General features: G+C 66.0%; 13 protein-coding genes. 8 read left to right on the top strand and 5 right to left on the bottom strand.

Features of this window, described 5'->3' with window-relative positions; all coding sequences use genetic code 11:
* The first annotated feature begins 56 nt into the window (after positions 1–56).
* Positions 57–1,031 (top strand): glutathione S-transferase family protein, encoded by a 975-nt coding sequence (locus AC13CR_RS06270; protein ID WP_446232259.1) that lies wholly within the window; start codon positions 57–59, stop codon positions 1,029–1,031.
* 289 nt (positions 1,032–1,320) lie between these two features.
* Here the strand turns inward: AC13CR_RS06270 and AC13CR_RS06265 are convergent, their stop codons facing one another.
* Both AC13CR_RS06265 and AC13CR_RS06260 read right to left on the bottom strand, forming a co-directional pair.
* Positions 1,321–2,403, bottom strand: coding sequence for a P-loop NTPase family protein (locus tag AC13CR_RS06265; protein ID WP_292959090.1), 1,083 nt, complete (start codon positions 2,401–2,403; stop codon positions 1,321–1,323).
* A 185-nt stretch (positions 2,404–2,588) separates the two neighbouring features.
* A complete protein-coding gene (locus tag AC13CR_RS06260; RefSeq protein ID WP_292959092.1) occupies positions 2,589–3,275 on the bottom strand; it encodes a response regulator transcription factor in 687 nt (228 codons plus the stop codon).
* 145 nt (positions 3,276–3,420) lie between these two features.
* Between AC13CR_RS06260 and ribA the strand changes: the two genes are divergently transcribed.
* A complete protein-coding gene (ribA, locus tag AC13CR_RS06255) occupies positions 3,421–4,479 on the top strand; it encodes a GTP cyclohydrolase II (protein WP_292959094.1) in 1,059 nt (352 codons plus the stop codon).
* The gene (locus AC13CR_RS06250; protein WP_292959095.1) at positions 4,476–4,994 is read left to right on the top strand and encodes a L,D-transpeptidase family protein; all 519 of its coding nucleotides are present in this window, start codon (positions 4,476–4,478) and stop codon (positions 4,992–4,994) included. The genes ribA and AC13CR_RS06250 overlap by 4 nt, the downstream gene beginning before the upstream one ends.
* 9 nt (positions 4,995–5,003) lie before the next feature.
* Here AC13CR_RS06250 and AC13CR_RS06245 read toward each other — a convergent pair whose 3' ends face one another.
* Both AC13CR_RS06245 and AC13CR_RS06240 read right to left on the bottom strand, forming a co-directional pair.
* Positions 5,004–5,657, bottom strand: coding sequence for a YggS family pyridoxal phosphate-dependent enzyme (locus tag AC13CR_RS06245; protein ID WP_482900584.1), 654 nt, complete (start codon positions 5,655–5,657; stop codon positions 5,004–5,006).
* 70 nt (positions 5,658–5,727) lie between these two features.
* Positions 5,728–6,702, bottom strand: coding sequence for a porin (locus tag AC13CR_RS06240; RefSeq protein WP_482900583.1), 975 nt, complete (start codon positions 6,700–6,702; stop codon positions 5,728–5,730).
* A 269-nt stretch (positions 6,703–6,971) separates the two neighbouring features.
* Between AC13CR_RS06240 and AC13CR_RS06235 the strand changes: the two genes are divergently transcribed.
* The 5 genes from AC13CR_RS06235 (at position 6,972) to AC13CR_RS06215 (ending at position 12,778) form a co-directional block, all read left to right on the top strand.
* Complete coding sequence (locus tag AC13CR_RS06235) at positions 6,972–7,430, top strand: DUF3576 domain-containing protein (protein WP_482900582.1); 459 nt, start codon at positions 6,972–6,974, stop codon at positions 7,428–7,430.
* Positions 7,431–7,511: 81 nt separating this feature from the next.
* Positions 7,512–10,049, top strand: a complete 2,538-nt coding sequence (gene leuS, locus AC13CR_RS06230; protein WP_446236634.1) for a leucine--tRNA ligase — start codon at positions 7,512–7,514, stop codon at positions 10,047–10,049.
* Complete coding sequence (gene lptE / locus AC13CR_RS06225; protein WP_292958333.1) at positions 10,036–10,527, top strand: LPS assembly lipoprotein LptE; 492 nt, start codon at positions 10,036–10,038, stop codon at positions 10,525–10,527. Before leuS ends, lptE begins: the two co-directional genes overlap by 14 nt.
* Positions 10,524–11,549 (top strand): DNA polymerase III subunit delta, encoded by a 1,026-nt coding sequence (gene holA, locus AC13CR_RS06220; protein ID WP_292958331.1) that lies wholly within the window; start codon positions 10,524–10,526, stop codon positions 11,547–11,549. The genes lptE and holA overlap by 4 nt, the downstream gene beginning before the upstream one ends.
* A complete protein-coding gene (locus AC13CR_RS06215) occupies positions 11,546–12,778 on the top strand; it encodes a BaiN/RdsA family NAD(P)/FAD-dependent oxidoreductase (protein ID WP_292958329.1) in 1,233 nt (410 codons plus the stop codon). Before holA ends, AC13CR_RS06215 begins: the two co-directional genes overlap by 4 nt.
* A gap of 68 nt (positions 12,779–12,846) precedes the next feature.
* Here AC13CR_RS06215 and AC13CR_RS06210 read toward each other — a convergent pair.
* Positions 12,847–13,041 (bottom strand): transposase (locus tag AC13CR_RS06210; protein WP_446235012.1); only part of this gene is annotated, 195 nt, incomplete at its 5' end.

Below are 13,041 nucleotides of genomic sequence, written 5' to 3'. Positions count from 1 at the left end.
CCGCGAAACCTTCCGCCGCCCCGGCCCGTTCTGATGCCAGATCACAGGAGGACAGAATGGGCCAACTTGTCGAAGGCGTCTGGAAGGACGAATGGTATGATACGGATGCGCATGGCGGCGAATTCGTCCGCGATACGGCAAAGTTCCGCAACTGGGTGACGGCGGACGGCACGCCCGGGCCATCCGGCGAGGGCGGCTTCAGGGCCGAAAGCGGGCGCTTTCATCTGTATGTGTCCTATGCCTGTCCCTGGGCGCACCGGACGCTGATCTTCCGCGCGCTGAAGGACCTGGGCGATCATGTCGAGGTCTCGGTCGTCCATCCCGACATGCTGGCCGAGGGGTGGGAATTTCGCGAGGATTTCCCCGGCGCGACCGGCGACAGGCTGTTTGACGAACCCTTCCTGCGCGACATCTATCTGCGCGCCAATCCGCAGGCGTCGGGTCGTGTCACCGTGCCGGTCCTGTGGGACCGCGAACGCGACACGATCGTGTCCAACGAAAGCGCCGACATCATCCGCATGTTCAATTCGGCCTTCGATTCCGTTACCGGGAACGAGGATGATTACTGGCCCGAACATCTGCGGCCGCGCATCGACGAGGTGAACGGCCGCATCTACGACACCGTCAACAATGGCGTCTACAAGGCCGGTTTCGCGACAACGCAACAGGCCTATGACAAGGCCGTCGCGCCCTTGTTCGACAGTCTCGACTGGATCGAGGGGCTTCTGGCGCGGCACCGCTATCTGACCGGAGAAATGATCACCGAGGCCGACTGGCGCCTGTTCACCACCATCGCCCGCTTCGATCCGGTCTATCACACGCATTTCAAATGCAACCGCCACCGCATCGTGGATTATCCGAACCTGTGGGGCTGGGCGCGCGAGCTTTACCAATGGCCCGGCATCGCGGCGACGGTGCGGCCGGATCATTTCGTCCGGCATTATTACTACAGCCAGGACATGGTGAACCCGCACCGCATCATCCCCATCGGCCCCGATGAGGACTGGACCCGGCCGCACGAGCGGGGCTGATCGGAATCCTCGCCCTTCCGGCTGCCGCGGACCCACGGAGTCACGACAGCGACGGAGGCCGCGTCAGAGAAAACCCCGGCGCGGGAGACGCCGGGGTTATCAGAGAGGGAGGGTGTGGCCGCATCCGCCGACCACTGGGCTTCGATGTATGAACGCCCGCTGCAGGCTTCGGTTCCAGAAATGAACGATGCGGACGCAATTTGACCGATCTCTCTGGCGGGGCGACAGACAGCGGCAAAGATCTCGGGCAGGGAACGGTCATCGGCTTGGGCCGCCAGGGCAAAGCGCGCTACCGGGCGAACGACAATTGCGGTGCGCAATCCTCGACAAATCTGTGTGCGGCAAGATAGTCACTGCAAGCGTCGAACGCGGTCGCAGCGATGCGACGCAGAATCTCCGGCTGGGCCAGTGCCTGCCGGACGACATCTCCGAAATCTGAAAAGTCCCACCGCACCGGCAAATAGGTTTCATTGGGCCGGTAGAGGTCGGGAAGGCTGTCCAGATGAGACATGTCCGGCTTGACCAGAACCGCACCCGTCATGAAGGCTTCGATGTCGCGCCAACACAATTCGCCATAGCCAAACGGGCTCCAACACAGTTTCGATTGACGCAATTCCTTCAGAAAGCGCGGCTGGCTGATTCTTTCCTGTGGTGTGGTCTTGATTCCGGGCATGTCCCGCGCCACCGCGGCCGCATGGCTACGCATCGCTTGATACCAGGGTGTTCCCCCGGTGGCGATCCGGGAATGCAGGTCGATGGGCCGGGCGCCTGTATCGGGGCGGTCCATCAGGAAATGCGGCATCAGATGTGGTGCCACCAGAAAGTTGGGCGAAAGGCCCAGGCGGGTCAGCAGGCCGTCCGGAACACGGCGGTCCACAACCTGTCCCGGAATGCCGTGAAGCTCCATGTAATATTCGGTCAGATTCGTGTCGCCAAGCCGCGGCTTCTGAAACATCTTGCGATCACGAAACAACGCCTTGCGCAGATAGAGATCGACCACCGGATCAAGGTCACGGCCGGCGCGCAGGTCGACATGCGCGGCGCTGTCCAGAAAAACCACCCGATCCGGATCGTGGCGGGCGCGGTATCGGGCAATCGCCTCGGCCAGGCGGCTCATGTCCTCGGTGAACCAGGGCTGAACCAGGATGACGTCCGCCGCAGGGGCCTTGTCGGAATGGATATCCGCGAGCGGCCGGGCGCGAATGTCGGCACCATAACGGTCGGCAAGTTCTGCTGCGTAGTGGAAATAGGGATAGATGCTGGCCCAGCATATCCGGTTGGGATGATGGAAGATCAGAACCCGAACCCTGGCCTGGGGTGAAAACCGTCTCGACAGCAAGAGCCGTGTGATCGGCGCGCATCCCTTTGCCAAACGTCTTGCGGCAGCGTGGGCGCGCACGCCATGACTGATAAAACGAACCATATTGAACCCATGACCTATGCAATGCCAAGCACATTGGCTCGGGCGACGTAAACTGTCAGAAGCAAAATGAAAATGGTCATGAAAGAAGGACCGGCGCGCGCGGCGCCGAATCCTGATTTCAAGCCGGCCGATCCTTACGCGACCAACCGATATCCTCCCGATTCCGTCACCAGAAGCCGGGCATTCGACGGGTCCGGCTCGATCTTCTGGCGCAGGCGGTAGATATGCGTCTCCAGCGTGTGGGTGGTGACGCCCGCGTTGTAGCCCCAGACCTCGTGCAGCAGCACGTCGCGGGGCACGACGCCGTCCTGCGCGCGATACAGGAACTTCAGGATGTTGGTTTCCTTCTCGGTCAGGCGGATCTTCTTGTCGCGCTGATCGACCAGCATCTTCATCGCCGGCTTGAAGGTATAGGGTCCAAGCTGAAAGATCGCGTCCTCGGACTGCTCATGCGTGCGCAGCTGCGCCCGCAGCCGGGCCAGCAGGACGGGGAACTTGAACGGTTTTGTGACATAATCGTTCGCCCCCGCATCCAGTCCCAGGATCGTGTCGGCATCGGTGTCGTGGCCGGTCAGCATGACGATCGGACATTTCACGTTCAGCTTGCGCAGCTTCTTGCACAATTCGCGCCCGTCGGTGTCGGGCAGGCCCACGTCCAGCACGACCAGGTCGTAGATCGCGCCCTTGCTTGCCTCGACCGCCTCGGCGCCACTGCCTGCCTCGGTCACGTCGAAATCATCGGTCGCGACCAGTTGCTCGGCCAGCGCCTCGCGCAGGTCTTCCTCGTCATCGACCAGCAGAATCTTTTTCAACCCGGCCATGTTGCCTCCTGTGTGTCATTGCGCAAAGGAGTGGGCGTGCCGGGGCCTGCGGTCCAGCGGCATGTTCGAAATCTCACATGGTTTTGTCGGAAAAAGCCACTATGTTTCAGATTGTTTCAAACCCGCCTGGCTGCCGAAAGCGATCATGAGCCTGATTCCGACCCTGGCCGAGACCGTCTCGCGCGCCCGCGCCGACCTGCGCATGGGTCTGCCGGTCGCCATCGGCGGCCATCTGGCGGCGGCGGTCGAGACGCTGCCGCCGCAGCGGCTGGCCGACATGAAGGCGCTTGGCCGTCCGGTTCTGGCGATCACGGAGCGGCGGGCCGAAACGCTGAAGGCGCGGGCCTATGATGGCGGGCTGGCGCGGGTGAAGGTGCCCGACGATGCCGATCTGGCCTGGTTGCGCGGTCTGGCTGACCCCGCCGACGATCTGCGGATGCCGATGAAGGGGCCGCTGTTCACGGAACGCGACGGCGATGCGACACCGCATATGGCGGCGCTGGCGCTGGCCAAATCCGCGCAATTGCTGCCTGCGGTGCTGATGGTGCGGGCGCCGGCCCCGGCCGGGCTGACGCTGCTGGCGCCGGGGCAGGTGCTGGCGCAGCTGGCCGGCGAGGCGGCGATGGCTCCGGTCGCGGCGGCGCGGCTGCCGCTGGCCTCGGCGGAACGCTCGCGCCTGCACATCTTCCGGCCCGACGATGGCGGCGCGGAACACTACGCCATCGAGATCGGCGATCCGCCGCGCGACGCGCCGGTCCTGACGCGGCTGCATTCGGCCTGTTTCACGGGCGATGTACTGGGCAGCCTGAAATGCGATTGCGGCCCGCAGCTTCGCGCGGCGCTGGAGGCGATGGGGCAGGCCGGGGCGGGTGTACTGCTGTATCTCAACCAGGAAGGGCGGGGGATCGGGCTGGCCAACAAGATGCGCGCCTATGACCTGCAAAACCAGGGTTTCGACACGGTCGAGGCCAATCACCGGCTGGGTTTCGAGGATGACGAACGCGATTTCCGCATCGGCGCGGCGCTGTTGAAACGGCTGGGCTTCGCACAGGCGCGGCTGATGACCAACAATCCCCGCAAGGTCGCCATGCTGGCAAGCCACGGAATCGAGGTGACGCAGCGCGTGCCGCTGATCACCGCGCGCAACCGGTTCAACAGCGGCTATCTGGATGCCAAGGCGGAAAAATCCGGACATCTGCTGTGAGCCCGGACGATCTGGTCCTGACCGCCCGGGGCATCCGCTTTCGCCGCCGTCTCTTTCCCTGCGCCATCGGCAGGACCGGAATTACCGCTGACAAGCGCGAAGGCGACGGCGCGACTCCGGCCGGCATCCATCGCATCACCGGGCTGTGGTATCGCGCCGACCGCCTGGCGCCTCCGGCCCCTTGGGCGCGCGGCATCGGTCCCGGCGATCTGTGGTGCGATGATCCGGCCCATCCGGCCTACAACCACCATGCCCGCGCCCCGCTGACCGCCGGCCATGAAAGACTGCGCCGCGCCGATCCGCTTTACGATCTGGTCCTGACCACCGACTGGAACGGGCCCAAAGCCGTGCCCGGACGCGGATCGGCCATCTTCCTGCATCAATGGCGCCGCCCCCGATACGGCACCGAGGGCTGCATCGCCTTCGCCCGCCCGGACCTGATCTGGATCGCCGCGCGGGCCGGGCCGGGGACGCGCTTGATCATTCCGGCTTCTTCGTTGTCCAAATACCCCTAGCGCAACGGTCTAGCCGTAATCCCGCGCGCCGAAGATGGCCGAGCCGATGCGCACATGGGTCGCGCCCTCCGCAATCGCAGCCTCGAAATCGGCGCTCATCCCCATCGACAGCAGGGCGAGGCCATTTCTCTCGGCCAGTCCCCGCAGCAGCCGGAAATGCGGCACCGGATCCTGGTCCTCGGGCGGGATGCACATCAGCCCATGGGCGTTCAGGCCCAGATCGCGGCACTGGCTCAAGAAACCCGGCAGTTCGTCGGCCAGGATACCGGCCTTCTGGGGCTCGTCACCGGTATTGACCTGCACGAACAATTGCGGGCTGCGGCCCTGTTGCTGAACCTGCGTGGCCAGCTTGCGCGCCAGGCTGGCGCGGTCCAGCGTGTGGATGGCGTCGAACAGCTGCACCGCCGCCTTGGCCTTGTTCGATTGCAGCGGACCGATCATGTGGACCGAGACCCCCTCGAAGCGATCCCGCCAGCCGGGCCATTTGCCCTGCGCCTCCTGCACGTAATTTTCGCCGAAGATGCGCTGGCCGGCCTGCAGGGCGGCCTCGACCCGGTCATCGGGCTGGACCTTGCTGACGGCGATCAGCGTGACGCTGCCGGGCGCGCGCCCGGCCTCCTGTTCGGCCGCGGCGATGCGGCGCCTGATCTCGTCCAGTCCCATGCCGCGACAAGACAAAAAGAAAAGAGCGGGCGCAAGGCCCGCTCTTTCCCGAAATCGTGTTTCGCGTCGATCAGAAGTCGAAGCGAACGCCCATGTCGGCGGTGTACAGCTTGTTGTAGCCGCGCTGAACCGAGCCGGCCAGATAGGCGCCGCCCAGATCGTATTTGGCGCCGATGCCGAACGCATTGTCGGTCTCGTTGCCGTCGGCGTCGTTGTTGGCGATGTAGCCGTTGATCGTCGTCATCGGGGCGACCATGTAATCGCCATAGATCACGATGGTCTTGCCCAGATCGGCGCCGCCGGCGGTTTCGCCGTTGTCGATCCAGTTCAGACCCGCGCGGCCCATATCGTTGAACTTGTAGCGCGCGCCCAGGAAATACTGGTCATTGCCGTCGATCGACTTGCCGTTTTTGGCAGCGGCGGCCGACAGTTCCAGACGCTCGTTCCAGGTATAGTTCGCCGAAACGCTGTATTCTTTTTCCAAGCCGTCGATCGAGCTGACCTGGTTCGGGTCGATGACCGAGGCGCGGGCGGTGAAGTCGCCGACCGAATAGGACACGAAGATGCCCAGATAATCGTTCAGCAGCATGTCCTCACCGAGGTTGTTGCTGGCGCGCGGATAGCCGTCGGTGTTGTAGGCATAGAACGCTCCGCGCGAATCGCCGAACGACCGGTCGTAGACGCCGATTTCGGGCGCATAGAGCAGCGCGGCCGAATCATAGGCGGTGTTCGAGTTGCCGATCTCGACGCGAAGGCCGCTGGCGGTCACGTAGAGGTAGCCCGGCGCAAGCGTCGTGTCTTCGTCGCCCTGATCCCACTGCATGCGGATCCGGCCACCGAAATCGACACCGGCATCGGACGAGGTCGACGCATCGATATTCAGGCGCAGGCGCGACTGGACGACCGAGTTGTTGGTATTGTCGCCGCGGACGCCGTCTTCCTGATAAAGCACACCGGTCCGGCCGTAGCCCGAGATCGTCACGTCGGCGGCGGCGATGCCGGCGGTCATGACCAGCGCGGTGGAGGCGATAAGAGCCTTTTTCATGGTGATGTTCCCTCTTGTCTCTCTGATGCCCAGGACGCATGGACCACCCTGGGTATGGATCGTGTTTCCTTCTTTCGCCGATGTGATGCAACGGAATCACGGAGGGGCTGAAATCTTTACCCAAATCTGTGATGCACATGGGCCACACTTGCGTGATCGCCGCCGTCCAGGCCCGCGAACGGGTCCGTCCCGCCGCCGCCCCAAGGCGCTTGTGGCGCGGGGGCGATCCGCGCTAAGGCTTCTGTCGACGCGAAGAACCGGGGGACACCATGAACACCGCACGCGCCGCGCGACTGACGCTGGTTATGATCCTGAGCGCCGCTCTTTCCGCCTGTGGCGGCGCTGCCTCAAGCGACCGGGACGTTCGCCCCGATGAGCGCAGGACGACGATCTGGGATCTGTTTCGCAACAACGAGAATCCGAACAACACCGTCGGCGTGAACAAGTATCTGTGGAACGCCAGCCTGGATGTGCTGAACTTCCTGCCGGTCCAGTCGCTCGACCCCTTTACCGGCGTGATCGTGACCGGTTACGGCACGCCTCCGGGCGGCGGCCGGTCGTATCGCGCGACGATCAAGGTCAGCGATCCGGCGCTGGATGCGCGCAGCCTGAAACTGTCGCTGCAGGGGCCGGGCGGCGCGGCCGTCGAGCCGGGAACCGTCCGCGCGGTCGAGGATGCGATCCTGACCCGCGCGCGGCAGTTGCGGATCCAGGACGGGCGGCTCTAGGGCCTGCCGGGCGAGGCTGGACCCGCCAATCGCCGCCGTATAAACACGGCGGCGAAGAACGACGCCAGACAGGTCCGCACGATGCCCTATGATCCCGCCCGCAGCGAAGCCCACTGGCAGACGACCTGGGCCGATGCCGGCAGCTTTGCCGCCACCCGCGACGCGCGGCCGAAATATTATGTGCTCGAGATGTTTCCCTATCCTTCGGGACGCATCCATATGGGGCATGTGCGCAACTACACCATGGGCGATGTGGTGGCGCGGTTCATGCGCGCGCAGGGCTTTTCCGTGCTGCACCCGATGGGGTGGGACGCCTTCGGGATGCCGGCCGAGAACGCGGCGATGGAACGGGGCGGCCACCCGCGCGACTGGACCTATGCCAATATCGCGACGATGCGCGAACAGCTGCGCCCGCTGGGCCTGTCCATCGACTGGTCCCGCGAATTCGCCACCTGCGACGACGATTACGTGGCCCAGCAGCAGGCCCTGTTCCTGGACATGCTGGAGGCCGGACTGGTCACCCGCAAGTCGGCGCAGGTGAACTGGGATCCGGTGGACATGACCGTGCTGGCCAACGAACAGGTCATCGACGGCAAGGGCTGGCGGTCGGGCGCGGCGGTCGAGCGGCGCGAACTGACCCAGTGGTTCTTCCGCATCAGCGACTATTCCGATGAACTTCTGGCGGCGCTTGACGGGCTGACCGGCTGGCCCGACAAGGTGCGGCTGATGCAGGCCAACTGGATCGGCAAGTCGCGCGGGTTGCAATTGCGGTTCCCGACAGTCGATGCGCCCGAGGGATTCGAGGCGATCGAGGTCTACACGACCCGCCCCGACACGCTGATGGGCGCGTCCTTCGTGGCGCTGTCGCCGGATCATCCTCTGGTGCGCGATCTGGCCGCCGCCGATCCGAAGGCCGCCGCCTTCATCGAGGAATGCCGCCGCATCGGCACCACCGAAGAGGCGATCGAGACCGCGCCGAAAATGGGCTTCGATACCGGGCTGACGGCGCGTCATCCGCTGGACCCGGACTGGCACCTGCCAATCTGGATCGCGAATTTCGTGCTGATGGATTACGGCACCGGCGCGATTTTCGGCAGCCCCGCCCATGACGAGCGCGACCATCAATTCGCGACCAAATACGGCCTGCCGATCCGGGCGACGTTCGGCGAGAAGGGGATGGATCCGGCACAGGCCGACGCGCTGGTCGCGGCCGCGCCCTATGTGCCGCCGAAATCGGAAACCCTCACCTACGTCCGCGGCTTCGCCGGCGCGGCCGACCAGACCGGCGAAGCCGCCGTCGATGCCGCCATCGCCCATGCGGAACGCGAAGGCTGGGGCGAGGGTGTGACCAGATACCGCCTGCGCGACTGGGGCATTTCGCGGCAACGCTATTGGGGTTGTCCGATCCCGGTCGTGCATTGCGACGCCTGCGGAACCGTGCCCGAGGCCAAGGCCAATCTGCCGGTGCTGCTGCCGCGCGATGTCAGCTTCGATGTGCCCGGCAACCCGCTGGACCGGCATCCGACCTGGCGTCAGGCCATCTGCCCGACATGCGGCGGCGCGGCCCTGCGCGAGACCGACACGATGGACACCTTTGTCGATTCCTCGTGGTATTTCGCGCGCTTCACCAGCCCCCATGCGGCGACCCCGACCGACCGCACCGAGGCCGATTACTGGATGAATGTGGACCAGTATATCGGCGGCGTCGAACATGCGATCCTGCATCTGCTGTATTCGCGCTTTTTCGCCCGCGCGATGGTCAGGACCGGCCATCTGCCCGAGACCGCGAAAGAGCCGTTCAACGCGCTGTTCACGCAGGGCATGGTGACGCACGAGATCTACATGACCACCGATGCGCGGGGCCGCGCCGTCTATCACCTGCCCGAGGATGTGACCGACGGCCGTCTGGCCGACGGAACCCCGGTCAAGGTCATCCCCTCGGCCAAGATGTCGAAATCCAAGAAGAACGTCGTCGATCCGCTGGACATCGTGGCAAGCTACGGCGCCGACACCGCGCGCTGGTTCATGCTGTCGGACAGCCCGCCCGAACGCGATGTCGAATGGACCGCCGCCGGGGCCGAGGCCGCACATAAATTCCTGTCGCGCCTCTGGCGGCTGGCCGAGGATGCGGGCGCAGATCGCGACGATCCCGATCTGACCCGCGCCGCCCATCGCGCCATCGCCGACGTGACCCGCGCCATCGAGACCTTTACCTTCAACAAGGCGGTGGCGAGGCTCTATGAACTGGCCAATGCGATCGGCAGGTCCGGCGCCGGGGGCGAACCGCGCAAGGCGGTTCTGCGGATCATGGCGCAACTGATGGCGCCCATGGTGCCACATCTGGCCGAGGATATCTGGACCATGTCGGGCGGGCAGGGCCTGGTCGTCGATACCCCCTGGCCACAGGCGGACCCGGCGCTGCTGGTCGATGACAATGTCGTCCTGCCGATCCAGATCAATGGCAAGCGGCGGGCCGAGATCAGCGTCGCCAGGGACATGCCCAAGGATCAGATCGAGGCCATGGTGATGGCCGACGAGACGGTGCGACGGTTCCTTGACGGGGCCGCGCCCAAGAAGCTGATCGTGGTGCCGGGACGGATCGTCAATGTCGTCGCGTGACCGCCTGTCGCGCCGCGCGGCCCTGCTGGGCCTGCTGGCCGTCTCGGCCTGCGGGCTGACGCCTGTCTATGGCCCGAACGGGGCGGGGCGCCGCCTTTTCGGCAAGATCCGCCCGCGCGATCCGGAAACCTACCAGGACTTTATCTTCAACCGCCGCCTGGCCGAACGTCTGGGCGGCGAGGGCGATCTCTACGATCTGGATTACGGCATCGCCATCGGCGTCGTTCCGCAGGCGATCACGCCCGACGAGGTGACAACGCGCTATTCGCTGAGCGGCACCGCCGATTTCGCCCTGAAGGACCAGGCGGGCCGCGTCCTTGCGCAAGGGCGGGTCAGCAGCTTTACCTCGTATTCCACCACCGGCACGACCATCGCCACGCTGTCGGCCGAGGGTGATGCCCGGCAGCGGCTGGCCACGATGCTGGCCGATCAGGTGGTCACGCGGCTGCTGGCGGCGTCCGCTTCGCTGCCGGAATGAACCTTAAGGGCGGAGAGATCGCCCGCTATCTGGCGCGGCCCGACCCTTCGCGCCCGGCCCTGCTGATCTATGGCCAGGACGCGATGCGCGTATCGCTGAAGCGGACCGAGGCGGTGGCCGCGCTGACCGGAGAGAAGGCCGACGAGGAAATGCGCCTGACCCGGCTGGCGGGTGGCGGGCTGAAGAAGGATCCGGCCGCGCTGCTGGACGCCGTCAAGGCGGTCGGCTTCTTTCCCGGCCCCCGCGTCGTTCTGGTCGAGGATACGCCCGATACGGCCGCCGAGGCGGTGGCGGCGGCGCTTGGTGAATGGCAGCCCGGTGACGCGGTGATCGTGGTGACGGCCGGGGGATTGGCCAAATCCTCGGCCCTGCGCAAGCTGTTCGAGCCGCATGGGCAGGCGGTCGCGGCCCCGGTCTACGACGATCCCCCCGGCGAGGACGAGATCGCGCGCTGGCTGGCCGCGTCGGGCCTCGGCGAAGTGTCGCGCGAGGCGATGCGCGATCTGACGGCGCTTGCGCGGGCCCTGGATCCCGGCGATCTGCGCCAGACGATCGAAAAGATCGGGCTTTACAAATATGGCGATGATACGCCCCTGACGCCGGCCGAGGTGGCGCTGATGGCGCCCGCGACCATCGAGGCTGATCTGGACGAATTGCTGCACGTCGTGGCCGAGGGACGATCGGATCGTTTCGGCGCCTTGATGCGGCGGATCGAGGGGCAGGGCGTCACGCCCGTCTCGCTGGCCATCGCCGCCCTGCGCCATTTCAGGGCGCTGCACCTGGCCGCCGCCGATCCGCAGGGGCCGGGCGCGGGCCTGTCGCGGATGCGCCCGCCGGTCTTCGGTCCCCGCCGCGACAGAATGGCCCGGCAGGCGCAAAGCTGGGGCCTGGGTCCGCTGGAAGAGGCGGTGCACGCGCTTCTGGACACTGACCTGATCCTGCGCAGTTCCAGCCGCGCGCCGCAGATGCCGCTGGTCGAGCGTGCGCTGATCCGGCTGGCGATGCAGGCGGGGCGGCGGTGAGCGAAACCGTCGAGGCGCTGGTGATCGGTGCCGGCCCGGCCGGCCTGATGGCGGCCGAGATGCTGGCGGGGGCGGGACATGCGGTCGTGATCGCCGAGGCGATGCCGACACCGGCGCGGAAATTCCTGATGGCCGGCAAGTCCGGGCTGAACCTGACCAGGGACGAGCCTTTGCCGGCGTTCCTGCGTCACTTCGGCGGCGCGACCGGGGCGCCGCCCCGGACCCCGGGATATTTCGACCAAGGCAAAGCCGTGTTAGGCCCGCCCGAGGTGATGGACTGGGCGCGCGGGCTGGGGATCGCCGTTTTCACCGGTTCCACCGGCCGGGTCTTTCCGGTCGGGATGAAGGCCTCGCCCCTGTTGCGGGCATGGCTGGCGCGGCTGGATGCGCGCGGGGTCCGGTTGCGGACCCGCTGGCGGTGGACCGACCTTGAGAACGGATTTCTCTTCGAGACGCCCGAGGGGCCGCGGCAGGTCAGCGCCGATGTTGCGGTGCTGGCGCTTGGCGGGGCAAGCTGGCCGCGGCTGGGATCGGATGCGGCCTGGGTTCCGCTGCTGCGCGATGCGGGGGTGCGGATCGCGCCGTTCCGTCCCGCGAATATGGGATTTCGTGTCGATTGGTCGCCCGCCATGAATCGCCATCTCGGGGCGGCCGTGAAGGGCGTGGCCCTGCGCGCGGGCGAGATGGTCAGCCGGGGCGAGTGGGTGATCGGGCGCCAGGGTATCGAGGGTGGCGGCATCTACGAGATTGCCGCCGTGATCCGGGACGGGGCCGGGGTGCGTCTGGATCTTGCGCCGGATCTGGGGCCGGATGCGCTGGTCCGGCGGTTCGCGCGGCCCCGGGCGAAGCTGTCGCTGGGCAATTGGCTGCGGCGAATCCTGGGCGATCCGATCAAGGTGGCGCTGATGCTGGAATGGGGGCGACCCTTTCCAGGCGATGCGCGGGGATGGGCGATGCTTGCCAAGTCCGTCCCGATGCCGCTGGGCGGGCCGATGCCGATCGAAGGCGCGATTTCCTCGGCCGGGGGGGTCACCGAGGCGGCGATCACCCCCGATCTGGAATTGCGCGCCCTGCCGAATGTCTTCGTCGCGGGCGAGATGCTGGACTGGGAAGCCCCGACCGGCGGCTATCTTCTCAGCGGGTGTCTGCTGACGGGGCGGATGGCGGGAATGGCTGCCTCGACGCGGTTGATCGAGGCTGGCGCGCCGCTCCGGAAACGGCAACCCTGAGCCATGCCGCGGTCAGGGGCGTGCGGGAGTCGCGCAGAGCGGGGATGCACCGCTAGAGCGTGTCGCACTCAATTGGCCTCATGCCCGGCGGCCTTGAAGGAGTTGTAGCATTCTTCGTCTGAGAAGAGGTCGCAGACGTGTCCGACGGCGGCCCAGAGTTGATCGTAGGTTCGCGCCGTTGCCTTCCTGACCAGCGTCTTGAGCTTCGAGAACGCCATTTCTATGGGGTTCAGGTCGGGACTGTAGGGCGGCAGGAACAGGAA

The organism is Paracoccus sp. L-17 (genome assembly GCF_056857655.1).
The sequence above is the reverse complement of the archived record's forward strand: the minus strand, read 5'-3'. Positions and strand labels throughout refer to the sequence as shown.